21 protein-coding genes are annotated in these 24,355 nt (G+C 64.1%); 9 read left to right on the top strand and 12 right to left on the bottom strand.

Annotation, left to right across the window (positions count from 1 at the left end; all coding sequences use genetic code 11):
- Positions 1 to 105: 105 nt before the first annotated feature.
- Positions 106 to 933, bottom strand: coding sequence for an NYN domain-containing protein (locus M1D78_RS03990; protein WP_437422640.1), 828 nt, complete (start codon positions 931 to 933; stop codon positions 106 to 108).
- 213 nt (positions 934 to 1,146) lie between these two features.
- On the opposite strand from M1D78_RS03990, the gene M1D78_RS03995 reads away from it, so the two are divergent.
- A complete protein-coding gene (locus M1D78_RS03995) occupies positions 1,147 to 2,559 on the top strand; it encodes an alanine/glycine:cation symporter family protein (RefSeq protein WP_437422641.1) in 1,413 nt (470 codons plus the stop codon).
- Positions 2,560 to 2,607: 48 nt separating this feature from the next.
- Here the strand turns inward: M1D78_RS03995 and M1D78_RS04000 are convergent, their stop codons facing one another.
- Positions 2,608 to 3,714 (bottom strand): catalase family protein, encoded by a 1,107-nt coding sequence (locus tag M1D78_RS04000; protein ID WP_437422642.1) that lies wholly within the window; start codon positions 3,712 to 3,714, stop codon positions 2,608 to 2,610.
- Between the two features lie 388 nt (positions 3,715 to 4,102).
- Between M1D78_RS04000 and M1D78_RS04005 the strand changes: the two genes are divergently transcribed.
- The 4 genes from M1D78_RS04005 (at position 4,103) to M1D78_RS04020 (ending at position 10,034) form a co-directional block, all read left to right on the top strand.
- Positions 4,103 to 5,257, top strand: coding sequence for a mandelate racemase family protein (locus M1D78_RS04005; protein WP_437422643.1), 1,155 nt, complete (start codon positions 4,103 to 4,105; stop codon positions 5,255 to 5,257).
- 365 nt (positions 5,258 to 5,622) lie between these two features.
- Positions 5,623 to 6,357, top strand: a complete 735-nt coding sequence (locus tag M1D78_RS04010) for an oligogalacturonate-specific porin KdgM family protein (protein ID WP_437422644.1) — start codon at positions 5,623 to 5,625, stop codon at positions 6,355 to 6,357.
- Between the two features lie 95 nt (positions 6,358 to 6,452).
- Entirely contained in the window at positions 6,453 to 8,237 is a 1,785-nt protein-coding gene (locus M1D78_RS04015) for a sodium:solute symporter family transporter (RefSeq protein WP_437422645.1), read from the top strand.
- Between the two features lie 72 nt (positions 8,238 to 8,309).
- On the top strand, positions 8,310 to 10,034 hold the full coding sequence (locus M1D78_RS04020) for a sodium:solute symporter family transporter (protein WP_437422646.1): 1,725 nt from the start codon (positions 8,310 to 8,312) through the stop codon (positions 10,032 to 10,034).
- A 19-nt stretch (positions 10,035 to 10,053) separates the two neighbouring features.
- On the opposite strand, the gene M1D78_RS04025 is transcribed toward M1D78_RS04020, so the two are convergent.
- The 4 genes from M1D78_RS04025 to M1D78_RS04040 form a co-directional block, all read right to left on the bottom strand.
- The gene (locus M1D78_RS04025; protein ID WP_437422647.1) at positions 10,054 to 10,815 is read right to left on the bottom strand and encodes a FadR/GntR family transcriptional regulator; all 762 of its coding nucleotides are present in this window, start codon (positions 10,813 to 10,815) and stop codon (positions 10,054 to 10,056) included.
- An 85-nt stretch (positions 10,816 to 10,900) separates the two neighbouring features.
- Positions 10,901 to 11,359, bottom strand: a complete 459-nt coding sequence (locus M1D78_RS04030) for a DUF2214 family protein (RefSeq protein WP_437422648.1) — start codon at positions 11,357 to 11,359, stop codon at positions 10,901 to 10,903.
- Between the two features lies 1 nt (position 11,360).
- The gene (locus tag M1D78_RS04035) at positions 11,361 to 12,746 is read right to left on the bottom strand and encodes an MATE family efflux transporter (RefSeq protein ID WP_437422649.1); all 1,386 of its coding nucleotides are present in this window, start codon (positions 12,744 to 12,746) and stop codon (positions 11,361 to 11,363) included.
- 78 nt (positions 12,747 to 12,824) lie between these two features.
- Entirely contained in the window at positions 12,825 to 13,118 is a 294-nt protein-coding gene (locus M1D78_RS04040) for a hypothetical protein (RefSeq protein WP_437422650.1), read from the bottom strand.
- 341 nt (positions 13,119 to 13,459) lie between these two features.
- Here M1D78_RS04040 and M1D78_RS04045 point away from each other — a divergent pair, with 341 nt between their 5' ends.
- Positions 13,460 to 14,395, top strand: coding sequence for an SdiA-regulated domain-containing protein (locus M1D78_RS04045; protein WP_437422651.1), 936 nt, complete (start codon positions 13,460 to 13,462; stop codon positions 14,393 to 14,395).
- Positions 14,396 to 14,407: 12 nt separating this feature from the next.
- On the opposite strand, the gene M1D78_RS04050 is transcribed toward M1D78_RS04045, so the two are convergent.
- The 6 genes from M1D78_RS04050 to cra form a co-directional block, all read right to left on the bottom strand.
- Complete coding sequence (locus M1D78_RS04050; RefSeq protein ID WP_437422652.1) at positions 14,408 to 14,857, bottom strand: DMT family transporter; 450 nt, start codon at positions 14,855 to 14,857, stop codon at positions 14,408 to 14,410.
- Positions 14,858 to 15,078: 221 nt separating this feature from the next.
- Positions 15,079 to 15,639: a DUF4136 domain-containing protein gene (locus M1D78_RS04055; RefSeq protein WP_437422653.1), complete on the bottom strand. Its 561-nt coding sequence runs from the start codon at positions 15,637 to 15,639 to the stop codon at positions 15,079 to 15,081.
- Positions 15,640 to 15,662: 23 nt separating this feature from the next.
- The gene (locus M1D78_RS04060; protein ID WP_437422654.1) at positions 15,663 to 16,289 is read right to left on the bottom strand and encodes a DUF4136 domain-containing protein; all 627 of its coding nucleotides are present in this window, start codon (positions 16,287 to 16,289) and stop codon (positions 15,663 to 15,665) included.
- A gap of 20 nt (positions 16,290 to 16,309) precedes the next feature.
- A complete protein-coding gene (locus M1D78_RS04065) occupies positions 16,310 to 17,059 on the bottom strand; it encodes a methyltransferase domain-containing protein (protein WP_437422655.1) in 750 nt (249 codons plus the stop codon).
- A complete protein-coding gene (locus M1D78_RS04070; protein ID WP_437422656.1) occupies positions 17,056 to 17,361 on the bottom strand; it encodes a nucleotide pyrophosphohydrolase in 306 nt (101 codons plus the stop codon). Before M1D78_RS04070 ends, M1D78_RS04065 begins: the two co-directional genes overlap by 4 nt.
- 215 nt (positions 17,362 to 17,576) lie before the next feature.
- The gene (gene cra, locus M1D78_RS04075) at positions 17,577 to 18,566 is read right to left on the bottom strand and encodes a catabolite repressor/activator (RefSeq protein WP_437422657.1); all 990 of its coding nucleotides are present in this window, start codon (positions 18,564 to 18,566) and stop codon (positions 17,577 to 17,579) included.
- A 182-nt stretch (positions 18,567 to 18,748) separates the two neighbouring features.
- On the opposite strand from cra, the gene ptsP reads away from it, so the two are divergent.
- From ptsP to M1D78_RS04090, 3 genes are read left to right on the top strand one after another with little or no spacing between them, the layout of a single operon-like run.
- Complete coding sequence (ptsP, locus tag M1D78_RS04080) at positions 18,749 to 21,631, top strand: phosphoenolpyruvate--protein phosphotransferase (RefSeq protein ID WP_437422658.1); 2,883 nt, start codon at positions 18,749 to 18,751, stop codon at positions 21,629 to 21,631.
- A complete protein-coding gene (pfkB, locus tag M1D78_RS04085) occupies positions 21,631 to 22,569 on the top strand; it encodes a 1-phosphofructokinase (protein ID WP_437422659.1) in 939 nt (312 codons plus the stop codon). The genes ptsP and pfkB overlap by 1 nt, the downstream gene beginning before the upstream one ends.
- 20 nt (positions 22,570 to 22,589) lie before the next feature.
- Positions 22,590 to 24,329, top strand: coding sequence for a PTS fructose-like transporter subunit IIB (locus M1D78_RS04090; RefSeq protein WP_437422660.1), 1,740 nt, complete (start codon positions 22,590 to 22,592; stop codon positions 24,327 to 24,329).
- Positions 24,330 to 24,355 lie beyond the last annotated feature (26 nt).

Genomic DNA, 24,355 nt, shown 5'->3' on the forward strand with positions numbered 1-24,355 from the left:
TTCGGCTCCGTTTATGTCCGATGGTTGCAAAGCAACTGTCGATCGTTGAGGCGCGGCGGGTGTCGGCCTGCTCGGTTCATCCCGGAGCCTGCCGGGCTGGCTTGGCTATTTGGAAGCCTTCACGTTGCGAACGTACACGGCCTTGCCGCCCGTCTGGGTGGTGCCGCGCGCTTCGAGCTCGAAGCGTTTCTGCGATTTGATCAGGTCGCTCAGCTTCTTGAAGCCATACAGGCGCGGATCGAAGGCGGGGCGCAGCTTGCTGATGTTCGAGCCGAGTTCACCGAGCTGGACCCAGTCGTCCTCCTCGTCGGCGATATCGCTGAGCACCTTGGCGATGAAGTCCGCCGGCACGCGCGCGGGTTTCTCGGGCTGGGGCTTGTCGCTGGCTCGGGTGTCGTCCTGCGGCTTCTCGTTTGGCGCGGGCGCTGGGTGCCGGTCGCCATTGACCGGTGGTTCCGGCGAAGTCTTCGGCGCGTCGGCGCGCAAGATTTCCGTGTAGATGAACTTGTCGCACGCCGAGACGAAGGGAGACGGTGTCTTTTGCTCGCCAAAGCCGTACACGGTCAGGCCTTCCTCACGTAAGCGCGCGGCCAGGCGGGTGAAGTCGCTGTCGCTCGACACCAGGCAGAAACCATCGAAGCGGCGTGTGTAGAGCAAATCCATGGCGTCGATGATCAGCGAGCTGTCGGTCGCGTTTTTGCCGGCGGTGTAGGCGAACTGCTGGATGGGCTGGATGGAATAGTCGAGCAGCACCTTCTTCCAGCTACCCAGGTTGGGTTTGGTCCAGTCGCCATAGATGCGCTTGACGCTGGCGACACCGTACTTGGCGATCTCCTCGAACAAGCCTTCGACGATGGCGGCGGGTGCGTTGTCCGCGTCGATAAGCACGGCGAGATGAGTGTGCTGGCGGGTGTTGCTGGGCTTGGCGGCCATGGTTCGTCCCGGAGGTTGAAATGACCCGAACATAACGCCTGTACCCGGCGCCGGCCAATAGCCAAGGCAGACGATGGCATTTTGATTGAACCCTCGCGGCCGTTGCGGTTCGGACCATGGGTTCCGGGTTTACTCCGCGCGCTGGCTGGTGAAGTGCGGTGCAGCGACTAGCGTTAACCCAAGTCCAATGGTTTTTTACGAGACGAGGCCTGCATGACCGCGATCATCGATTTCCTCAACAACATCTTTTGGGGCTACGTGCTTATCTACGGCCTGCTGGCCGTCGGGGTGTTCTTCACCGTGCGGCTGGGCTTCCTGCAGTTTCTGCATTTCGGCGAGATGGTGCGCGCTATCCGCGGTGCACGGCAGAGCGATTCATCCGGTATCTCGCCTTTCCAGGCGTTGTGCACCAGCCTGGCGTCGCGGGTCGGCACAGGCAATCTGGCAGGTGTTGCGGTGGCGCTTTACCTCGGAGGTGCCGGGGCGATTTTCTGGATGTGGCTGGTGGCGCTCGTGGGTATGGCGACGGCTTATGCCGAGAGTTCGCTGGCGCAGCTATATAAGGTGCGCGACGGCGAAGGGCAGTATCGCGGTGGGCCGGCCTTCTATATATCCAAGGGCCTCAAGGCACCATGGGCCGGCGGCGTGTTTTCGGTGGCACTGATCATCTCGTTCGGGCTTGTGTTCAATGCCGTGCAGGCCAATTCGATCGCCGATGCGATGCAGGGTGCGTTCGGCTTTTCCAAGCTTTGGGTGGGCGTTGCCATCGCCGTGTTGGCGGGGCTCGTGATCTTCGGCGGCTTGCGCTCGATCGCCCGTTTCGCCGAGCTGGTGGTACCGCTGATGGCTGGCCTTTACATCCTCATGGCGCTCTTCGTGGTGGTGATCAACATCACCGAGGTGCCGGGTGTGCTGATGACCATCGTGCGCAGCGCCTTTGGGCTCGAGGAAGCGGCCGGTGGCGTCGCAGGCTCGGTGACGGCTGCCATGCTCAACGGCATCAAGCGTGGCCTGTTCTCCAATGAAGCGGGCATGGGCTCGGCGCCGAACGTGGCGGCAACCGCAACACCCGCACCGCATCACCCTTCGTCACAGGGGCTGGTTCAGGCCATGGGCGTATTTATCGATACGCTCGTCGTCTGCACCGCGACAGCGATCATGATCCTGCTCTCGGGCGTGCTTGAGCCGGGCTCCGGTGTGACAGGTACTCAGCTCACGCAGCAGGCGATGGAGACCCACATCGGGTCGGCAGGCACTTATTTCATCGCGATCGCCATCTTGTTCTTCGCGTTTACGTCGATCGTCGCCAACTACTCCTACGCCGAGAATGCGCTGATCTTCCTGGGCGCCGGCAACAAGCTCGGCCTCACGCTGCTGCGAGTCGCCGCGCTGGGGATGGTGGTTTGGGGCGCGTACGAGGCGGTGACGACGGTGTTCAATGCGGCCGATGCTTCGATGGGCCTGATGGCGACCATCAACCTGATTGCGATCGTGCTGTTGTCCGGCACGGTGGTGAAGCTCACCAAGGACTACATGGCGCAGATCAAGCAGGGCGTTGTGCCGACGTTCAAGGCGGCCGACTACCCCGAGCTCAAGGCGAAGATCAACAACAACATCTGGCGTTGAATCCGTGGCGCCCCGACGCGTGCCGGGGCGCTTACGCGTTGGCGTAGGTCAGCTCGGTAGCCGATCCAGCGTGTTCGGCTCGTGCATCGGGCATCCGTTGTGGCGCGCGCGGAACGCCGACGACATCTCATAAGCCGGCTTGCGCGAGCGCATGATGCCGCCGAGCGGGCGGTGCGCGGCGAGGCCATGCCAGGGGCTGAAGGCCATCTGATCATCCACCACCACCGCGCGGGCTTCGTTCCAGGCTGACTGCGGCTGTACCGTTATCCGCGCAACGGTGACGTAAGGGCTGGCGTCTTCCGGCCATACCACGCTGGCGTCCTCGATGGGCATTTGCTCGATATCGGTGGCCAGTTGAACACGCAGCTCCCAGGTGCCGCCGTGGTGCGCGAAGTGCTCCTTGATCGCTTCGCGCAGGCCGTTCGGCTTGCCGTCCAGGTCGACGCCCTTGTCGGTCAGCGCCTTCAGTTCCGGCGAAACGGGCGCCAGCGATAGCTTGGCGAAGTACCGGCCGTAGAGCAGCGGAACGACACTGTAATACGTTTCCCCGAGCAGGTTCGTGGTGGGGTGACCGCCCATGCCTTTGAGCGTCGTGCTCTCCCCACCGAGTTTTTCCACCAGGCTCTCGGCCCCGCGCAAGGCCGCGGACAATGCTTGCTTGGCCCGTGGCGCCCGGTCGGTGGTCTTGGCGATCAACTTCACCGACTTGAGAAAATCCTTCGGCGTTGGCGCCAGGAAGGCCGGCGAATTGACCATCACGAAATCCTGTGTGACCTGGCCATCGCTGTTCGGCAGGCGGTCGCCTTCCACGCCGATCAACTTGATCGCCAGCCCACGCGGGGTCGACACCTTGTCATCGAGGATGTCGCCGGGGTTGGTCGAATAGCGCATCACCACCGGCATCTTCCCTGGCTTGGAAAAAGCCCCCTGTGCCAACGCCTCGGGCAGGCCCGGCAGGATTTCGATCTCGCCCTGCAGCAACCCGTGGCTTTTGGCATGCACGCTGCGGATGGCGTGGCCGCCATCGGCATAGGTGGTCTCGGCGATGTCGCGCATTGCCTGGATGAGGCCGGTGATGGTCTCCGCTTCGTCATCGGGCACCTGCTCGTAGGCAGGGTCGAACGGCAGCGGTGTGATCTTCAGTTCAGGCGTCATGGTTGGGCTCCGGTCGTTGGAACGGTGGCATAGGGGCTTGCCATTCCCTGTTGCGACTTTTGTTGCCAGGGATCGTTTCGCCGGGCTACCGGCAAATGATGGCCGGGCACCTGCCTCGGTAGGTTTGATAGGTATGACGTCCTAGATGTGTTGTCATTCTACTTATTCGAATATATCGCTAAAAATAAAATTTTGTCCTAGGAATGAATTCCTAAAAAATGTAGTTAAATCAGAAAATTACGTTATCTCCAGACTCACCTTTCTAGTTGCGGGTCGTCATACCTCATGTTGACATGTCCTCTTTTACGTAAAATACTCGTCTGTAGTACGACGACATGCAGGGCTAGATTGCCCTGACGACAACAAGCTGCAGGACAGTCTCGCTACCATGAAAATCACTCGCGTCAGCGTCGAAGTCTTTTCCTATCCCACCCGCCGCGCCGTCGACAGCGCCGGCCACTCTCATCCCGGTGCCGAAACCCAGGCGAATACGGCGATGCTGCGGATCGCCACCGAGGATGGCAGCGAGGGCTATGCCTTCGGTGCACCAGAATTGCTCCGAGCCCATCTGATTCATAACTTCGTGCGTAAGGTGCTGGTCGGGCAGAGCGCGCTCGACCGTGAGCGGATCTGGCAGGACCTTGCCCATTGGCAGCGCGGCAGTGCCGGGCAGTTGACCGACCGCACCCTCGCGTTGGTTGAGCAGGCACTATGGGACTGGGCCGGGCGCCGCTTCGAGGTGCCGGTCTATAAATTGCTGGGCGGTTACCGCGACAAGGTGCTGGCCTACGGTTCGACCATGTGTGGCGACGACATGCCAGGCGGTCTGTCCACGCCGGACGAATATGGGCAGTTCGCCGAAACGCTCGTGCGCCGCGGCTACAAGGGCATCAAGTTGCACACCTGGATGCCGCCCATCTCATTCGCGCCAGACCCGAAGATGGATGTGCGCGCCTGCGCCGCGGTGCGCGAGGCGGTCGGGCCGGATATCGCGCTGATGCTCGATGGCTTTCACTGGTACAACCGCACCGATGCGCTCTACATCGGCCGTGAAATCGAGAAGCTCGGCTTCGCCTGGTTCGAGGAGCCCATGATCGAGGAGTCCGCCGAGTCGTATGCCTGGCTCGCCGCGAATCTAAGTATTCCGGTACTCGGCCCGGAAAGCCTCGGCGGTAAATTCCACAGCCGCGCCGGTTGGGTCAGTGGGAAATCCTGCGACATCCTTCGTGCGGGAGTCGCGGGCGTGGGCGGTATTGGGCCCGTGATGAAAGTGGCGCACCTGGCCGAGTCCTTCGGCATGGACTGCGAGATCCACGGCAATGGCGCGCCCAATCTGGCAGTGGTAGGGGCCATCAAGAATTGCAGCTGGTACGAGCGGGGTCTGTTGCACCCGTTCCTCGACTATGACGACGTGCCCGCGTATCTGAACAGCATTGTCGACCCGATGGACACCGACGGTTATGTGCATTTGCCACAGCGTCCAGGGCTCGGTGAAGACATCAATTTCGCCTACATCGAAGCCAATACCCTGAGCCGGCACTGACGCTTCGCCTTGAAACGACACGTATCACGTCTTGAACAACTACAAGAAAGGACTGATCGATGAAGCCCACCGCCCATCCAGCACCACGCCCGGCCTGTTGGCGGCCGGTCGCGCACCCCAGCACCCCGTGCGGCCGCTCACCCCCCGGCCCTGATCACGAGTGCCTCGCTCGATAACGCATCACTGCTTTACCTGGTTATTCACGCGCCGCTTCATTTTGCGAGGGCCACCGGCTTGTTCATAAGACAAGCAGGCTGGTTTTGCTCGTGCCGAACATTGCACAGAAGTGTTCCTGAAGGGCCGAGTAGTTATCCGGGTGATTGTTCGCTGTGCCTATAAAACTTTCAGCCAATAAGAATAAAACCATGAAAAAGACAATCATCACCCTCGTCGCTGCAACTCCTCTGGCGCTTATCGCGCTTGCCGAAACTGCATATGCCAGTGACGGTTACGTCAATTACCGCCACCAATACCTGGACGATGCCAAGCTGCACTCCGATCGGTTCCTTATCGGCACTCGGCTGGATAACGGCTTGGGTTTTCACGGCGAACTCAAATACAAAACGGCGGGCGACCGCGAAGGTGTGGCCTTCGACAATACCGTTGGCAGTGGCCACGAGCTGGTAGTCGATTATCGCCGCCCGCTGGATGCGCAATGGGCGCTGACGCCCTTCATCCGGCTGGACAGCGTGGAGGAAGCCATCACCTACAGTGGCGGCTTGCGCGTGGACTATCGCCTGAACGAGCACTTCAACCTCGCCGGTCGCTATCGCTACGAGGCGCGCAAGCTGGATCGCGACAAGGTGGATGAAACCATTCCCGAGCGGGCTCGCCAGGACCAGCACATCAATCGCGTCGATGCCTGGCTGACATACATGCCTGGCGGCAATTGGACGTATGAATACAACTTCGTCTACCTGAAAACCGATTACATTCGGTTCGATAACAAAAAGTACGACTACGAGAACAATTTTGCCTTCAAGTACAAGTGGGACAAGAACTGGCATCCGTTCTTCGAGATCGGTGACGTCAAGGTCAGTGCTCGTGACGATGACAGGCAACTGCGCCTGCGCGTGGGTGTGCATTACAAGTTCGACTAGCCAACAACAGGCGTGCACGGCGAGTAGTTGCCGGGCCGTCCAGCCTGTGGCTGTGGCCCGGTATGACCTGAATGCCCACTCATCGAGAGAGCGCAATGAACATAGATATTCTGGTAGTCGCCGGCTACTTCGTGCTGATGGTGTTCATCAGTACCGCGTTCCGCAAGGTCGCCAGCCAGTCGGCCAGTGACTATTTCCGTGGCAATGGGCGGATGCTGTGGTGGATGGTCGGCGCCACCGCCTTCATGACCCAGTTCAGTGCCTGGACCTTTACCGGCGCAGCAGGCAAAGCCTTTACCGACGGGTTCGCGGTGACCTTCGTTTTTCTCGGCAACATCTTTGCCTACCTGTTTTCGTATTGGTGGTTCAGCCACCGCTTTCGGCAGATGCGTGTCGATACGCCGACTGAGGGTATCCGCCGTCGCTTCGGGCCGGGTAACGAGCAGTTCTTCACCTGGGCGATCATCCCGCTGAGCGTGCTCAATGGCGGCGTGTGGCTCAACGGATTGGCAATTTTCGTCGGCGCCGTGTTCGGCTACGACATGACTACCACGATCTGGATCACGGGCATTTCCGTGCTGCTGGTGTCGCTGCTCAGCGGCGCTTGGGGTGTCGTGGCCAGTGATTTCGTCCAGACGCTGGTAGTCGCGGTGATCTCGGTGGCGTGTGCCATCGTCGCGCTGGTCGCCGTGGGCGGGCCGGGCGAGATCGTCACGCGCTTTCCGTCGGATTTCTTCATGGGGCCGGACATGAACTACGGGCTGCTGCTGGTGGGCTCGTTCATCTTCTTTCTGGTTAAACAGCTGCAGAGCATCAACAACATGCAGGACTCCTATCGCTTTCTCAACGCGAAGGATTCTGCCAACGCCCGCAAGGCCGCCTTGTTAGCGCTGGCGCTGATGGTCTGCGGCACGCTGATCTGGTTCATCCCGCCCTGGGTAACCGCCGTGCTCTACCCCGACGCGCTCAGCGCTCATGCCGAGTTGGGCAACAAGGCCAGTGATGCGGTGTATCTGGTTTTCGCCGAACGGCTGATGCCCGTCGGGACCATCGGACTGCTGGTGGCGGGGTTGTTCGCGGCGACCATGTCCTCGATGGACTCGGCCCTGTGCCGCAACGCCGGCATCTTCGTGCGCAGCTTCTGGGCGCCGGTCGTAGCACGCAACAAGCCGCTCACCGAGCGCCGGCTGCTGCGCGTGAGCCAGGCGGCGACGGTAGTCAATGGGCTGCTGGTGATCGTGATTGCGCAGCTGTTTGCTCAGCTCAAAGGCTTGAGCTTGTTCGAATTGATGATGCGCGTCGCGACCCTGTTGCAGTCGCCGATCCTGGTGCCCTTGTTCTTTGGCATGTTCATCCGGCGCACGCCCCAATGGGCGGCGTGGGCCACCGTCTGCTTTGGCATGTTGGTGTCCTGGCTGGTGATGACGGTCTTTACCGCACAATGGTTTGCCGGCTTGGTGGGTATCAGCCTGACCGGTCGCGAACTGTCGGAGCTGACCACGACCATCACGGTTGCGGCACATCTGGTGTTCACGGGTGGCTTTTTCTGTGCGACCAGCCTGTTCTGGAAGCCGGAGACCGCAGCCAGTGCCGAGCGCGAACGTACTGCTGAGTTCTTCCGTGATGTGGAGACGCCGGTGATCGCGGAATACGACCAGGACATTTACGACCGTCTTCAGCGCAGCAAGCTCGGGCAGATCAGCCTGATGATGGGCGCGGGGCTGATGCTGATGGTGCTGTTGCCCAACCCACCGTGGGGGCGGCTGATGTTTGCCGGCTGTGCGTTGTCCATTCTGTTGGTGGGTTACCTACTCAGGCGCAGCGCCAATGTCGAGACGCTAGCCGCCGCCGTACCGCCGCTGGCCGAGCGACCTTCCTGACCTTTTGCGTTGGCCAGCATCGGCCCCGTTTGCCGATGCTGGTTTTTTTTTTCGAGCGGTGGCGTATCGGCGATGCAGGCACTGGATTTGGCGGTACTGGCGGGATACGTGCTGTTCATCATCGGCGCGGCCTGGTGTTTTCGCCGGATGGCCAGCGACAGCAGCCAGTACATCAATGGCGGCGGGTCCATGCAGTGGTGGATGGCCGGCGCGACCGCCTTCATGACGCAATTCAGCGCATGGACGTTTACGGGCGCCGCCGGCAAGGCCTACACCGACGGGTTCGCGGTACTGATGTTGTTCTGGGGCAACGCCCTGGGTTTCTTCGTCGCGAGCCGCTTCTTCGCAGCGCGTTACCGCAAGCTGCGCGTCGAGACGTCCATGCAAGTCATCGCGCTGCGTTTCGGGCGGCCTACCGAGCGCCTGTTCACCTGGCTTCAGCTGCCGTTGTCGACCCTCAGCGCGGCCGTGTGGCTGAACGGCCTGGCGTACATCATCTCGGCCATGACGGGGCTGGGCATGGTGCCGGTGCTGCTCGCCACCGGGCTGATCATCACTTTCATCGCCAGCAGCGGCGGCGCCTGGACGGTGAGCGCGACCAACGTCATTCAGCTGGTACTGATTCTGGCGATCACGCTGGTGACCGGTGCCTACGCGCTCTATGTCAGCGGTGGGCCTGTGCAGCTTGTGACGGATTTTCCAGGCGACTTCTGGATGGGCCGTGAGATGACGATGCCCGGCATCCTGGTGCTCTGGGTGGCTGTGATCCTGATGCAACAGACGGTTTCGACCAATAACGCCATCACCTGCTACCGCTTTCTGGTCACTCGCAACGAGCACGAAGCGCAGCGCGCCGCATTGCTGGCCGGCGTGCTGTTCGTCATCGGGCCGGTGATGTGGTTCATCCCGCCCTGGGCTGCGGCTACTGGCGAGGTGAGCCTGGCGGCGCACTACCCGCAGCTGGGGGGGCAGGCGACGAACGCGGCCTATCTGTTCTTCGTCGAGCAGGCGATGCCGGTAGGCACCCTAGGGCTGACGATGGCAGCGATGCTGGCGGCAACAATCGCGCCAATGAGCGCGGCGCTGAATCGCAACGCGGGTATCTTTATCCGCAATGTCTATCAGCGTCGCCAGCACAGCGAGCCGCGGCTGGTGCGGGTTGGCCGCTTGTTCACCCTCGGCAATGGCTTGCTGGCCACGCTGGTTGCCTGGTGGATGTCCCAGCAGACCGATGTGAATTTCTTCGACTTGGTATTGATGATCAGCTCGATGCTGCTGTTGCCGATGTCGATCCCCGCAATGCTTGCCGTGTTGGTTCGGCGCACCCCGGACTGGGCGGGTTGGAGCACCGTGGCGGTTGGCGGGCTGGTGTCGGCCGGTATGTACTTCGGCTTCGGGCCCTCTGTGCTTCCGGCCTGGCTCGGTGGCGAACGCCTCAGTGCCCGCGAGGCTGGCGACCTGCGATTTGCAGCGACCGTGGTGGCACATCTGCTCTTGACGGGCGGCTACTTCTTCGCGACCAGCCTGCTCTATCGCGCTCGGGTCGATCGCGGCCGCCGTCAGCAACTGCGGCGAATGTTCGCCGACATGTACCGAGGTTTGCAGCCGGCCGAGATGGCGCGGGTCGACCCGACCCAGGCGCGTCTGCTCGGTGGCTTGCTGATGGGTTTGTGCGTGCTGCTCTTGGCGCTGCCCTGGCTCGCCGAGGATGCGCGCGGCCTTTGGTTGCATGCGGCTATCGCGCTGACGGTCGGAACGGTTGGGGTGGCCCTGCGCCGGTTGGCGCGCAGCGGATGACCGTCCGCGCTGCGCGGGGCTAGTGCGCCTGCATGTCGCTAGGCAGGTGGCTGCCCGGTAGCGCCTTGCCTCGGGTGCGGCGCAGGCGCTCCCGGCTGTTGTTCAAGTGCAGATACATGGCTGCGCGCGCCGAGTCGGGGCTCTGCATGGCGATAGCAGCGTAGATGCTGTCGTGCTCGTGATGAACCCGCTCGAGGTAAGCGAGCCGTTCCTCATTGGAGGCATAGGCGGAGTTCATCTGGGTGCGTGGAATCATCTTGGTGCCCAGGTGCTTCATGATGTCGAACATGTAGCCATTGCCGGACGCCCGGGCGATGCGAAGGTGAAACTGGAAGTCGTCGTGAATGGCGATACCGGGCTTTTTCGAGTCAGGGTGCTGCATCGCCAGTAATGCCTGATGAATGTCTTCCAGCTGGACGGCGCTGCGATTGCGCGCGGCCATCGCGGCGGCCTCGACTTCCAGGCTGATGCGCAGTTCCAGCAGATAGAGCACGTCTTCAAGGGTGGTAATGCTTTCCGGCCCGAGGCGCAGCTCCTGGGGCGGGGGCATGTCGATAACGAAGGTGCCGACGCTGCGCCGCGTCTCGACCAGGCCAGCGGCCTGCAGCCGCATGATCGCTTCGCGCACCACGCTGCGGCTGAAGCCTTCGCTGGCGGCAATCTCCACTTCCCGCGGCAGCTTTTCCCCGGGCTTGAACATGCCTTCACGAATGTATTGGGACAGCCGCTCGACCAGCACTTCGGCGCGGCGCTTGGGAGGTTGAGGGTGCCCTTGGATCATGTCCTGCTCGTCGATTCAGTCGTTCGGTCAGCAGCATACACAGTTCGCCCGGGCGGTCGCTGCTGGTTTGGCCGCGCGTGGCATGCTAAAGCGGGATCACCCCATAGCCGCGGGCCATCAGTGTGGCCAGCAGCGGCAGTACCAGGAGCGCCGCCAACTCCAGACGGATGATCAGCTTCACCCCGCGCGCGGTGCCGGGCGTGATGCTGGGCACTGTGCCGGCTTTAAGCGCTGGCCGCCAACGCAGGAACGTCACGGTCGGGTAGATCGACAGCAGCGCCACGATTACGAAGAGGCCGACCTTGGCGTGAAACAAGCTGTTGTTCAGGTAATAGTCGGCGCCCTTGCCGTAGCGCATTGCCCGGGCAACGCCCGTGATCAGCACCAGGCCAGCGGCAATGCCGAAGGCGAGATCCACGCGAAACAGGCTGCGCGCGCGCTTGAAGTTCAGCGGCAGGCGAAACAGCTGATGCTCGAGGACCAGCAGCGCAAAGAGCAGGAAGATCGCCACGAAGTGCAGGTAGGCGGCGACGGCGTAGACCATTTCAGGTTCCCTTGTTGGCGAGGGTGGTTTCATCGGACTGCGGGTGGGCCGGATCGAACCAGCGGCCGTCACGCTCCAGACGTCGTGCGATCCAGCCGAGGCAAATGCCGCGCAGGAGCATGAAAGCGAGGAAGGCCAGCCACAAGCCATGGTTGCCAAGCCCCCGCATCAGCAGGGCCAATGGTAGCGAAATCGCGACGGCGAGCAGCATGGCGTTTCGCATTTCTCGCGCACGGGTCGCGCCGATGAACAGGCCGTCGAGCAGGTAACTCCAGACCGCCACCAACGGCAGCGCGGCGAGATAGGGCAGGTAGGTGAGGGCGGTTTCGCGTACTGCCGGGATGTCCGTTTGCAGCCCGATGAACAGGTCGCCGCCGAGCAGGAAGAACAGGCCGAAGGCCAGGCTCGCCAGCAGCGACCAACCGCCGGCTACCGTCAGCACGCGGCGCAATTCGGTTCGGTTGCGCGCGCCGATGGCGTGGCCGCTCAACGCCTCGACCGCATGAGCCAGACCGTCGAGGGCATGCGCGGTCAACATCAGGCCATTGAGCAGCAGCGCATTGGCCGCGACGGTGGCGTCGCCCAGGCGCGTGCCTTGCACCGTGATGAGGAAGAACACCAGCTGCAATGCCAGCGAACGCAGGAAAATGTCGCGGTTGACGCCGAGCAGCGGGCGCCAGTTATGCCAGCGGGCCAGTGCTGGGCGATCCAGCGTTCCCGGGTAGCGCCGCAGCGCACCGCGTGTCAGTGCCAGGCCGACCAGCACGCCGCTCCATTCGGCGATCACCGAGGCACGCGCGGCGCCGGCGACGCCCCACTCCAGGCCGATCACGAAGTACAGGTCCAGTGCGACGTTGGTCAGGTTGGTGGTCAGCAGGATCGCCAGCGGCGCGCGGGCATCCTGGGTGCCAAGGAACCAGCCGATCAGCGCCATGCTGGCAAGTGCTGCGGGCAGGCCGAACAGGCGAGTCTGGAAGTAATGCTGGGTCAGGTCATCGAGTTCGGCTGAGGGTTGCATCAGTTGCAACGCCACGCCCTTGAGCGGCAGCGCGATCATGCTCAGCAGCAAGGCGAACCCCACCGCCAGCAGCAGGCCCTGCAGCAGGATACGGCGCAGCGCACCGCCATCGTCACGTCCGGCGGCCTGGGCGGCAAACCCGGTGGTGCCCATCCGCAGGAAGCCCATGACCCAGACCAGCAACGTGTAGAGGCTGCCTCCCACTGCGACCGAGGCCAGTTGGTGCGCATGCGGCAGATGGCCGATCACGGCGCTGTCGACCAGCGCTACCAGCGGAACGGAGAGGTTGGAGAGGATCATCGGCGCAGCGAGCGCCCAGACGCGCTGATGCGTCGGGGCGTGCTGCCAGGCAGTCATCAACCGTGACATGAAGGGCTCCAGAGGGGCCCGGCATGATACAGCAGGGCTCAGGCTTCGGGCCGCCTGCGACGGGCTAGGCTCGCGCCGTCAGTGGATCAGCCAGCTCAGTAGCCATAGCCCGAGAAACAGGTAGATCACGCCGGCGATGAACGAGCGCCGGAAGAACGCACGAAACGCCCCGACCAACAGCATCAGCCCGATTGCCAATGCAATCAGGCTGACCAGCGAGCGGTCCATGCCCAGGGTGCGGGATAGCCCTTCGAGAAAATTGGCTCCCGCCGAGGCGAAGAGGGCGAAGAAGCCGCTGAGGGCGTCGACGATGTAGCGAATCACCGTGCCGAGCGCCTGGCCCAACCATTCGAAAAAGCCTTCCACCCGCATGTTGTTCTCCTGTTCCGTTTTTAAGGCGCTGCCCGGCCCCGTAGAACGGTTGCACATGCTCATGCCGCGCTGAAACCAGGCGAGGTGCTCGTACCGGCACGTTTCGCCTGGGCTTTTTGCTTTGGCTGAGCGTCGTTGGGAACCGTTCCACCGCGCCTGTCGCGCAGCGCTTTCCTGGCGCATTGGGCTGCCAAACGGCACGGCAGTTCCCAAACGGGTTGAACCTGGCGGCTCCGGCTCGGTCTGCTTGGGGTCGTGGTTGACGCCTTGGGCGTCATCCAACTGCAATCCGCGTCGGGCAGTCTGTCTCGCCAGCGCCTTGAACAGAGAAGTAGTGGACGATGACGACTGTGACCCGTGCCCGGCCCTGGTGGCTACCCGAGGTTAGCCCGCGCCTGTGGGCGCTGGGGGCGCTCGGCTGTGCGCTGCTCTATGCCACCACGGCTTTCCACCTGGAGGAACGGCTCTTTTATTCGCTGCAGTCGGCGTGGAAAGAGGAGGCCCACCAGGCGCGCAGCCTTTGGTTGCCGGAGTACCGGGTGCGGGTCGAGGCCAAACCGGTGACCTCGGTCGCCAACAACCTGTCGGGCCTGACCTTCGACGAGCATCGCAACCATCTCTGGGCGGTGGTGAACAACCCCGAGGAGCTGGTTGCGCTGGACGCCGACGGGCGTTTCATTGCCCGCTATCCGTTGCGTGGTTTCACTGACGTCGAGGCGGTGACCTACCTGGGTGACGACCTGCTCGCCGTTGCCGAGGAGCGCAGCCAGAGCCTGGTCATCGTGCCTGTGCCGGATCATCCGGGTGCCTTGCAGCGTGAAGACTTCGCCTCGTTCTCGCTGGCGCTGGGCGAAGAAGGCAACGCTGGATTCGAGGGCCTCGGCTACGACCGGGCGGGCGACCGGCTGTTCGTGGTCAAGGAGCATTCGCCCCGCAAACTCTACGAAATCCAGGGGCTCAAGCAGAGCCTGGGCGGCCGCCTGAATCTCAAGGTCATCGACCTCGAAAGCTGGATCGCCGACAAGGACATGGCCAGCGACCTGGCGTCGGTGCACTTCGACGAACGCACCGGCCACCTGGTGCTGCTCAGCGACGAGGCGAAGATGATGCTGGAACTCGATGAGCACGGTGAACTGCTGAGTTTCCGCTCGCTATGGAGCGGCTTCGCCGGCTTGAGTGCCAGCGTGCCGCAGGCCGAAGGCATGACCTTCGATGCGGCAGGCAATCTCTATCTGGTCAGTGAACCCAACCTGTTCTACGCATTCGAGCGCCGCTGACGCCCGGGCCAGTTACCCGCGACGGATCATCCACACGCCACCGAAGATCAGTACAAGCCCGGCGATCTTGCCCAGGCTGATGGACGACTGGCGAAAGCCAGCCCAGCCGAAGTGATCGAGCACCAGCGCCATGCCCAGCTGCCCCGCGAGCACCAGCGCCATGAACAGCAGGGCGCCAATCCGTGGCCCGGCAAAGGCGGCCGTCGCAATGAAGCACATCCCCAGCAAACCCGCGCACCAGTGATACCAACTCAGGCCGCGTAGCGCCTGCAGCCCAGGCAGCTCGCGCTGAAACACGACGATGCAGAGCAGCGCCACCGTGCCCACCGCAAACGACAGCATCGCCGCGCTCATCACGCTGCCGAAATGCTTGGCGACCTGTCCGTTGATGCCTGCCTGGAGCGGCAGGAATGCTCCAGCGATGAGCGGAAGGACAAGAAGCCACCAGGCAACGACAGGCATATGGATACTCCGGTTGGTTGGGAAGAGATCGGGCGGCGGAGTTTAAAGGCTTCGCCCTGAGGTCGGGGCTCCTACGGCTTGCGGAGGCTGGTGCGGCTCGCAGTAATCCGGTCGTGCAATCCGCTGCCCTCTCTTACCGTGGTAGCCGCGCCCCGCGGCGAATGAGGGTTGCACTTTGCTCGGCCTGTCGTCCGGAGATCGGTGCTCCTACGGGCCTGCCATCACTGCGGCGGATACTGCGAAAGCACCTTGGATACGGTTTCGCGAAACATATTGGCGCGCTCGCTCGGGCTACCCGGATCGTCTCGCAGGATCTGCTCGGCACTGCCGCGCCAGACCAGCTTGCCGTCGTCGGCGTCGTAGAAATCCACCTGCAGCGTACCGACCTGGTAGTGGATGGTGCGGGTGTCGGTGTACATCGGCCCGCCCCAGAAGCCATGCCACGGGCTGCCCCAGGCGCCCATAGAGGAAGTGGTGTACTGCTGGGTGCGGTCGTCGACGATGAACCAGGCCTGCACCATGACATCCGGTGCGTTGCCGGCCGTCACCGGGCGCAAGCCGCGCTGGTCGAGCTGCTCGCTGACGGCGTTGCGAATGCGTTGCTCGGTCAGGTCGCTCTTGATGCGGGGGTCGTCGGGGCGGTACTGCAGCGCGGGCTCTTTCCACGCCCAGCTGCGATAAGCCGAAAAGTTGCGCTGCGGGTCGAAGTCACGTTGCACCTGTGTGCTCTGGCAGGCTGCCAGCAGCAATACCAGGGGAAGCATCATCAACTGCCGGAACATGTCGGTTCTCCTGAGGGTTCAGATCAACGGGGCGGGTAATCGGCGAGGGCCTGGTTCACGGCGTCGCGCATGGCATCCTTGCGTTCTCCCTGATCGCCCCCGGTTCGGGCCTCGGCGCGGTTGCTCCAGACGGCCTGCCCGGATGCGCTGTCGACCATCTCGATACGCACCGTGACAACCTGCTGTTCATAGTTGCGTACAACCGGCGCGCTGGCGCCAATACCGATACCTGATCCGTAACCCGGGCCGTAGCCACCGTATCGGCCGGCACCGACGCGTGTGCCGTAGTCATCGTAGACCTGCCGGACGCGGGTTTCGAGCTGCGCCTGAGCGCTAATCTGGACGTCGCCTTTCGCGCCGACACGCGCAGGGCGCAGCCCTCGTTGATCGAGAGCGCCTGCCACCATTTCCTGAAGTTCTTCGCTGGAAATTGAGGCGGTAGCGGCCGGTGGGGTGCGCCAGCTCCAACTCTGGTAGCTAGAAAAGTCCCGCGGCGCGGCCGGGTAGGTGGGCGACTGGATCTGCTCGATCGGCGGCGCGGGCGGAATGGGCGCGGAATCGGCCGTGTAGGGGTTGTTGCTCTGGCAGGCAGCCACGCTCAGGCAGAGCAGTGGCAGGCAGAGCGGGTACGAGAGGGCGCGGGTCGACATCGGAACCTCCGGGCCGACCCTCAACGGGGCCGACACAACCAGTGCAGGTAGCGTCCGAGGCCGGCGAAGCTGGGATGGCGGCGGTAGGCCAGTTCCATCTCGATGAGGTCGGCAGGCTCGGTACGGGCCTGGAAATCGGCGGGCATGTAGTCATGGAATACGCGCACGCCACTGGTTGATTCGACCTGCCAGTGCGGCGCGAGTTGCGCAGCCAGCTCGCGCGGGTCGAGCGGCTGCTGCGGGGTCAGGCTCTGGCGTTCACCGGCGTAGGTCTGGGTGCGCAGCTTCTTGAAATGGCCTTTGAGCAGGTTGCGGTAGATCAGCGCATCGCGGTTGTAGAAGGCCAGCGACAGCCAGCCGTCCTCTGCAACCAGGCGATGCAGCACCGGCAGGATCGCTTGCGGTTCGGCCAGCCACTCCAGCACCGCATGGCAGATGACCAGATCGAAACGGCCTTCAACATGGTCTTCAACCTCCTGCCACGGCGCCTGGATGAACGTCGCCTGCTGGCCGGCTTCGGCGAACTGCTTGCGCGCGCCTTCGAGCATGGGTTCGGCAGGTTCGGCCAGCGTCACCTGATGGCCCTGTTGTGCCAGCCACAGGCTCATGTGGCCAAGGCCTGCGCCGACGTCCAGGACGCGGAGCGGGCGCCCTGGCAGAATCTCGGTGAGATCCGCCTGCAGCACGGCGAGGCGGATCGCGCCCTTGGCGCCGCCGTAGATCTTCTCGGCGAAGCGCGTCGCCAGCTCGTCGAAATGGCGATCGCTCATCGCGCGAACCGCCGCTCGTTGTCGGCCAGCTTGGCTAGCAGCGCTTGCTCCATGTCGATGCCCAGCTCGCTGCACATCAGCAGCAGGTACATGAGGATGTCGCCGACTTCCTGACCGGCGTGGTCGAGTTGGTCGGGCGATAGTTGGCGCGATTCGTCCTCGGTCTGCCACTGGAAGATCTCCACCAGTTCGGCCATTTCAACACTGGCGGCCATGGCAAGGTTCTTCGGGCTGTGAAAGCGCCGCCAGTCGTTGCGGTCACGGATCGCGTGCAGGCGTTGGGTGATCTGTTCGATGTTCATAAGGGCGGGTTCGTTGGTAGAGCGGCTGGGCTGCCAGGCGACGGGGTTGTGTGTGCCTATAGTGGCAGAACCTGTAGGAGCGAGCTTGCTCGCGAATCATCCAAGCCTACCGCCTTGCCTGCTAAGTACGTAGAAGCTCGGTGCCGATTCGGGGCATCGACGCAATCCGAACAAAGCTTCGCCAGCAAGCTGGCTCCTACGACTGGTGAAACGCTTCAGAGCCGGCGCGCTTTTAGCTCACGTTCGATCGCAATCACGCCGGGGCGATAGTCGCCGTGCTCGATGGCGCGGATTGCCTGCTCCAGGGTTCGCTCGGCGATCTGCTCGTGCTGTTGGGAAATCGCGTTGACCCGAATGGGCAGGAAGTCCAGCAGCTGCGCATCGCCAAAGGTGGCCAGCCGAAGGCGCTCCGGCCAGAGCAGGTCGCGCTCGCGCAGCGCATCGAAGACGCCTTCGAGCAAGACGTAGGCGGTGCTGATCAGCGCCTCGGGCAGCGGACCTTGATCGAGCAGATCGAGCATCTGCTCGCGTCCGCAGGCACGGCTGAACTGTTCGGCACGCAGGATGCTGACTTTCCCCCTGTGCTGCGAAAGTGCCTGGCGAAAACCTTCCTCGCGCTGCTGGCTAATGGGTAATGCCGGGCATGCGCTGATCAAGGCGATATGCGCATTGGCCGGAACGGCCAGCGAGTGGGTGAGCAGGGCGGCTGCCTCGCAATCGTCGCTGACCACCGAGCAGAAGTGCTCGGCATCCAGCGCACGGTCGAGGGCGATCACCGGCGTGCCAGCCGCCTGCACCTTGCGATAGCTCGGGTCGTCGTCTGGTAGGCAGCTGGCGACGATCAGCGCATCGCAGCGGCGCGAGCGCAGCAGCTGGACGACCTGACGCTCGGTGTCCGGCTCATCGTCGGTGCCGGCAATCAGCAGCTGGTAGCCGCGCTGCCGCGCGCGCTGCTCAAGCAATTTGGCCAGACGTGCGTAGCTGGGGTTTTCCAGATCCGGAACGATGAAGCCGAGGGTGCGCGACTGCCCGCGGCGCAGCCCGGCGGCTTGCTGGTCAAGCTGGAAACCTTGCTGATCGGCCACCGCCAGCACCCGCTCCACGGTCGCCTGGCTGATGCGCCGCTGCGCCGCTTTGCCATTGAGCACATAGCTGGCGGTGGTCACCGAGACGTTGGCGAGGCGGGCGATGTCGGTCAGTTTCAACGGATGGTCCTGAGACGGGTGGTGTGAACTCGGGCTTCTAGAATTACCCAATGTTGAGTAATGTGCCAGCCTTTGGTGAAACGTTTCAGCAAGCGCCCGGTCATAAGCGCCGGCCCAGGGTAAGGGCCCTACCGGCGTAGCGCCCACGACAATGACAAACGCGAGCCCGCAAGGAGTTCTCCATGCTTGAGTTGAATGCACAGCACATCCACATGCACCAGATCGCGGCGGACAAAACCGCGGCGCTGGCCTTGCTGGGCGAGGTGCTGGTCGCCGACGGGCTGGTGGCGCCCGGTTACCTCGACGGGTTGCGCGCGCGGGAAGCGCAGGGCTCGACATTTTTAGGGCAGGGCATCGCCATCCCGCATGGCACGCCGGAGACGCGCGATCAGGTATTCACCACCGGTGTGCGGCTGATGCATTTTCCCGCCGGTGTGGACTGGGGCAACGGCCAGCAGGTGTACCTCGCCATCGGCATCGCCGCGCGCTCGGACGAGCACTTGCGGCTGTTGCAGCTGTTGACCCGAGCGTTGGGCGAGGGTGATCTGAGCGAGGCGCTGCAGAAGGCCGAGAGCCCCGAGGCGATCATCGACCTGCTGCAGGGCGCACCGCAGGCGCTGGCACTGGATGGCGAACTGGTCGGGCTGGGCGTTGCCGCTGACGACTTCGATGAGCTGGCATGGCAGGGCGTCAAGCTGCTCAAGCGTGCGCAGTGCGTGGAGCCTGGTTTCAATGCCAGCCTGCCGCTGAACCAGGCGCTGCCGCTGGGCGACGGCTTGTGGTGGCTGAGCAGCGAGCAGTCGGTGCAGCGCCCCGGGCTGGCCTTCGTCACGCCGGCGTCCGACCTCCACCATCATGATCAACCGCTCAAAGGCCTGTTCGTCCTGGCCAGCCTCGGCGAAGCGCACCGGGCCATGCTCGAACGGCTGTGCAACCTGCTTATCGAAGGGCGCGGGCAGGAACTGAGCGAGGCGACATCCAGCCGCACCGTACTCGAGGCTCTCGGCGGTGAGGTGCCCGCCGACTGGCCGAGCGCCCAGGTGCCGCTGGCCAACGCCCATGGCTTGCACGCGCGCCCGGCGAAAACCCTGACCGAAACTGCCCAGGCCTTCGAGGGTGAGATCCGCGTGCGCCTGGCCGGCAGCGAGAGCGCCGGTGTGTCGGCCAAGAGCCTGAGCAAGCTGCTGGCACTGGGCGCGCAGCGCGGTCAAATTCTGGAATTCATGGCCGAGCCCGCCATTGCCGGCGATGCACTGCCGGCCTTGGTGCGAGCGGTCGAAGACGGCTTGGGCGAGGAGGTTGAGCCATTGCCGGCACCTGGCGAGGCGAGCGAGCCGCCTGTCATGGCGCAGGGGCCGGCTGAGTCGGTCATCGAGCGGGCCGCGTTGCGCGCCGGTGAGCAGGTGAACGGCATCGCCGCGTCGCCCGGCATCGCCATCGGCCCGGTGCTGGTGCGCAAACCCCAGGTGATCGATTACCCCCAGCGCGGCGAGTCTCCAGCGGTCGAACTGCAGCGGCTGGATGCGGCGCTGGAGAAGGTTCACGGCGAGATCGGCGTGCTGATCCAGGAAAGCCAGGTCGCCAGCATCCGCGACATCTTCACTACCCACCAGGCGATGCTCAAGGACCCGGCGCTGCGCGAGGAAGTCCAGGTACGCTTGCAGAAAGGCCTGAGCGCCGAAGCGGCCTGGATGGAGGAAATCGAAAGCGCGGCGCAGCAACAGGAGGCGCTGCACGACAAGCTGCTGGCCGAGCGCGCAGCTGATCTGCGTGATGTGGGCCGCCGCGTGCTGGCCTGTCTGACCGGCGTCGAGGCCGAGCAGGCGCCGGATGAACCCTACATTCTGGTGATGGATGAAGTGGCGCCGTCGGACGTCGCCACGCTCAATGCCCAACGGGTCGCCGGCATCCTCACCGCGGGCGGCGGTGCGACCTCGCACAGCGCGATCATCGCGCGGGCGCTGGGTATTCCAGCCATCGTCGGCGCCGGGCCGGGCGTGCTCGGGCTGGCACCCAATACCCTGTTGTTGCTCGACGGCGAACGCGGCGAGCTGCTGATTTCGCCGACCGACGCGCAGCTCGATCAGGCCCGAAGCGAACGCGCCACCCGCGAGGAGCGCAAGCGTCTGGCGAATGAGCGACGGCTGGAGCCGGCGGTTACCCGCGACGGCCATGCGGTGGAGATCGCCGCCAACATCGGTGCTGCCGGCGAAACGCCAGACGCCGTGGCGATGGGCGCCGAAGGCATCGGCCTGCTGCGCACCGAGCTGGTGTTCATGGACCATGCCCAGGCGCCGGATCAGGCGACCCAGGAAGCCGAATACCGCCGCGTGCTGGACGCCCTCGACGGTCGGCCGCTGGTGGTGCGCACGCTGGACGTCGGCGGTGACAAGCCGCTGCCGTACTGGCCGATGCCGGCCGAGGAGAATCCCTTTCTCGGCGTGCGCGGCATCCGCCTGAGCCTGCAACGCCCGGAGATTCTGGAAACCCAGCTGCGCGCCTTGCTCGCCTCGGCCGATGGTCGTCCGCTGCGCATCATGTTTCCCATGGTCGGCAATATCGAGGAATGGCGCACCGCCAAGGCCATGGTCGATCGCCTGCGCATCGAACTGCCGGTGGCCGACCTGCAGGTCGGCATCATGATCGAGATCCCGTCTGCCGCGCTGATCGCGCCGGTGCTGGCCCGGGAAGTCGACTTCTTCAGTATCGGCACCAACGACCTGACGCAGTACACCCTGGCCATCGACCGCGGCCACCCGAGCCTGTCCGGCCAGGCCGATGGCCTTCACCCGGCGGTGCTGCGGTTGATCGGCATGACGGTCGAGGCGGCGCACGCCCATGGCAAGTGGGTCGGTGTCTGCGGCGAACTGGCGGCCGATGCGCTGGCCGTGCCAATGCTGGTGGGGCTGGGGGTCGACGAGTTGAGCGTCTCGGCGCGCAGCATCGCACTGGTCAAGGCGCGGGTGCGTGAGCTGGATTTCGCCGCCTGTCAGCAGTTGGCGCAACAGGCGCTGAGGCTGCCCGGTGCCCATGAGGTGCGCGCCTTTGTCGGGGAGCATTGCTGATGGCCCGCGTCCTGACCGTCACCCTCAACCCGGCCCTCGACCTGACCGTGCGGCTGCCGTCGCTGCGCCTGGGCGAGGTGAATCGCAGCGACAGCCTGCAGGTGCACGCCGCCGGTAAAGGCCTCAACGTCGCTCAGGTGTTGGCTGATCTCGGCCACCAACTGACCGTCACCGGCTTTCTCGGTGAGGGCAATCCGCAGGCGTTCGAGCAGCTGTTCGCCGCGCGAGGCTTTGCCGACGCGTTCGTCCGCGTGGCAGGCGATACCCGCAGCAACATCAAGTTGGCCGAAGCCGGCGGGCAGGTCACGGACATCAACGGCCCGGGGCTCGACGTCGCCGCCGCACAGCGCAGCGAATTGCTGGCGCGGCTCGAGCGGCTGGTGCCCGGCCATGACCTTGTCGTCGTCGCCGGCAGCCTGCCGCGCGGCATCGAGGTGCAGTGGTTCGTCGAGCTGTTGCAACGGCTCAAGGCGCTCGGCGCGCGCGTCGCGCTGGACACCAGCGGTGCGGCGCTGCGCGAAGGGTTGGCCGCTACGCCCTGGCTGATCAAGCCCAACGAAGAAGAGCTGGGCGAGGCGCGCGGGGTCGAGCTCGCGGGTTCAAACGCATTGGCCGTCGAGGCCGAGGCGTTGCGTCGCGAAGGCATCGAGCATGTGGTGATTTCCCAGGGCGCCGAGGGGGTCAACTGGTTCTCGCCGAGCGGGGCTTTGCACGCGCGTCCGCCGAAGGTCCAGGTGGTCAGCACCGTTGGTGCCGGCGACTCGTTGCTGGCCGGCATGCTCCACGGCTTGCTGGAAGGCTGGCCCGCCGAACGCACCCTCGCGCATGCCACCGCGATCGCCGCGCAGGCAGTCGGGCAGGTGGGCTTCGGGATTACCGACCGGGCGCAACTGGCCGACCTGGAAACTGCGGTTCAGTTCCAGCCGCTGGGCCAATAAATCGAACAAGAGGTGAAGGAATGAATCTGCTCATCGTCACGGCCTGCCCCAACGGAATGGTCACCAGCGTGCTGACGTCACGTCTGCTCGAAGCGGCCGCCCATCGTCTGGGCTGGTCGACTGCCGTGGAAGTCCACGATCCCAAGGCCATCGGCTCGCCGCTCACGCCGGCCCAGATCGCCAACGCCGACCTGGTCGTGGTGGTCAAGACCGGGCCGCTGTCGCTGCAACGTTTCGTTGGCAAGCGCGTAGTGCAGTCCACGCCTTCCGAAGCCTTGCTTGATCCAGAGGGCTTTCTGCGCAGCGCTGACGAGACGGCGACCGAACTGCAACAGGCTGATGAGGCAGACGCCTCGCCTGTCGGCGGCAAGCCCAAGGTCGTGGCGATCACCGCTTGCCCGACCGGTGTCGCGCACACCTTCATGGCAGCTGAAGCCCTTCAGCAGGCCGCGGTGCGCAAAGGCTATGACTTGCAGGTGGAAACCCGTGGCTCGGTGGGTGCGCGCAACGTGCTCGACCCCCAGGCTATCGAGGAGGCCGATGTGGTGCTGCTCGCCGCCGACATCGAGGTGGACGTGGCCCGCTTCGCCGGCAAGCGGGTGTTTCGTTGTGGCACCGGCGTGGCGTTGAAGCAGCCCGAGGCGACGTTGGATCGTGCACTGGCTGAAGGTGCGGTGCTCAGTGGCGGCGCGGCGGCCAGCGCTGGCGCCGCGGAGCAGAAGGGTGAGAAGACCGGCGTCTACAAGCACCTGCTGACCGGCGTGTCCTACATGTTGCCGATGGTCGTTGCCGGCGGCCTGATGATCGCGCTGTCGTTCGTCTTTGGTATCGAGGCGTTCAAGCAGGAAGGCACTCTGGCCGCCGCGCTGATGCAGATCGGCGGCGAGACGGCTTTCAAGCTGATGGTGCCGCTGTTGGCCGGCTACATCGCCTATTCCATTGCCGACCGGCCCGGCCTTGCGCCCGGCATGATCGGTGGTTTGCTGGCCGGCACCCTCGGCGCGGGGTTCATCGGCGGCATTATCGCAGGCTTCGTCGCGGGCTACGCGGCCAAGGCCGTGAGCCGCTGGATTCCCTTGCCGGCCAGTGTCGAATCGCTCAAGCCGATCCTGATCATCCCGCTGTTGGCCAGCCTGTTTACCGGGCTGGTGATGATCTACATCGTTGGCGCCCCGGTGGCGAAGATGCTGGCCGGACTCACCGAGTTCCTCGACACCATGGGCACGTCCAATGCCATTCTGCTCGGGCTGCTGCTCGGCACCATGATGTGCGTCGACCTGGGTGGGCCGGTCAACAAGGCGGCCTACGCGTTCTCGGTCGGGCTGCTCGCCTCGCAAAGCTACGCGCCGATGGCGGCCACCATGGCCGCCGGGATGGTGCCGCCGATCGGCATGGGCATCGCCACGCTGATCGCCCGTCGCAAGTTCACCCAGACCGAGCGCGAAGCCGGCAAGGCGGCGCTGGTGCTCGGTTGCTGCTTCATCTCCGAAGGCGCGATTCCCTTCGCCGCGAAGGACCCGCTGCGGGTCATCCCGGCCAGCATCGCCGGCGGTGCGCTGACCGGCGCGCTGTCCATGGCGGTCGGCGCGAAGCTGCTGGCGCCCCATGGCGGGCTGTTCGTGCTGCTGATCCCCAACGCGATCAACCATGCGCTGCTGTACCTGGCGGCCATCCTCGCCGGCAGCGTCGTAACGGGCGTCGTTTATGCGGTGATCAAGAAGCCGGAGGCTCAACCGCTCAGCATCGGCGCCGCCGCCTGACAGACGGGCTACAAAGGCTGAACTAA

Source organism: Pseudomonas sp. SA195, from assembly GCF_054131565.1.

Excerpts from the sequence above, each read along its gene's own strand:
- M1D78_RS04025 (WP_437422647.1), bottom strand. The coding sequence starts at position 10,815 with ATGATCCAAGGGCACCCTCAACCTCCCAAGCGCCGCGCCGAAGTGCTG.
- M1D78_RS04045 (WP_437422651.1), top strand. The coding sequence starts at position 13,460 with ATGACGACTGTGACCCGTGCCCGGCCCTGGTGGCTACCCGAGGTTAGC.
- M1D78_RS04050 (WP_437422652.1), bottom strand. The coding sequence starts at position 14,857 with ATGCCTGTCGTTGCCTGGTGGCTTCTTGTCCTTCCGCTCATCGCTGGA.
- M1D78_RS04070 (WP_437422656.1), bottom strand. The coding sequence starts at position 17,361 with ATGAACATCGAACAGATCACCCAACGCCTGCACGCGATCCGTGACCGC.
- M1D78_RS04010 (WP_437422644.1), top strand. The coding sequence starts at position 5,623 with ATGAAAAAGACAATCATCACCCTCGTCGCTGCAACTCCTCTGGCGCTT.
- M1D78_RS03995 (WP_437422641.1), top strand. The coding sequence starts at position 1,147 with ATGACCGCGATCATCGATTTCCTCAACAACATCTTTTGGGGCTACGTG.
- M1D78_RS04015 (WP_437422645.1), top strand. The coding sequence starts at position 6,453 with ATGAACATAGATATTCTGGTAGTCGCCGGCTACTTCGTGCTGATGGTG.
- ptsP (WP_437422658.1), top strand. The coding sequence starts at position 18,749 with ATGCTTGAGTTGAATGCACAGCACATCCACATGCACCAGATCGCGGCG.
- M1D78_RS04040 (WP_437422650.1), bottom strand. The coding sequence starts at position 13,118 with ATGCGGGTGGAAGGCTTTTTCGAATGGTTGGGCCAGGCGCTCGGCACG.
- M1D78_RS04060 (WP_437422654.1), bottom strand. The coding sequence starts at position 16,289 with ATGTCGACCCGCGCCCTCTCGTACCCGCTCTGCCTGCCACTGCTCTGC.
- M1D78_RS04035 (WP_437422649.1), bottom strand. The coding sequence starts at position 12,746 with ATGTCACGGTTGATGACTGCCTGGCAGCACGCCCCGACGCATCAGCGC.
- M1D78_RS03990 (WP_437422640.1), bottom strand. The coding sequence starts at position 933 with ATGGCCGCCAAGCCCAGCAACACCCGCCAGCACACTCATCTCGCCGTG.
- M1D78_RS04030 (WP_437422648.1), bottom strand. The coding sequence starts at position 11,359 with ATGGTCTACGCCGTCGCCGCCTACCTGCACTTCGTGGCGATCTTCCTG.
- M1D78_RS04020 (WP_437422646.1), top strand. The coding sequence starts at position 8,310 with ATGCAGGCACTGGATTTGGCGGTACTGGCGGGATACGTGCTGTTCATC.
- M1D78_RS04090 (WP_437422660.1), top strand. The coding sequence starts at position 22,590 with ATGAATCTGCTCATCGTCACGGCCTGCCCCAACGGAATGGTCACCAGC.
- M1D78_RS04005 (WP_437422643.1), top strand. The coding sequence starts at position 4,103 with ATGAAAATCACTCGCGTCAGCGTCGAAGTCTTTTCCTATCCCACCCGC.
- pfkB (WP_437422659.1), top strand. The coding sequence starts at position 21,631 with ATGGCCCGCGTCCTGACCGTCACCCTCAACCCGGCCCTCGACCTGACC.
- M1D78_RS04055 (WP_437422653.1), bottom strand. The coding sequence starts at position 15,639 with ATGTTCCGGCAGTTGATGATGCTTCCCCTGGTATTGCTGCTGGCAGCC.
- M1D78_RS04000 (WP_437422642.1), bottom strand. The coding sequence starts at position 3,714 with ATGACGCCTGAACTGAAGATCACACCGCTGCCGTTCGACCCTGCCTAC.
- M1D78_RS04065 (WP_437422655.1), bottom strand. The coding sequence starts at position 17,059 with ATGAGCGATCGCCATTTCGACGAGCTGGCGACGCGCTTCGCCGAGAAG.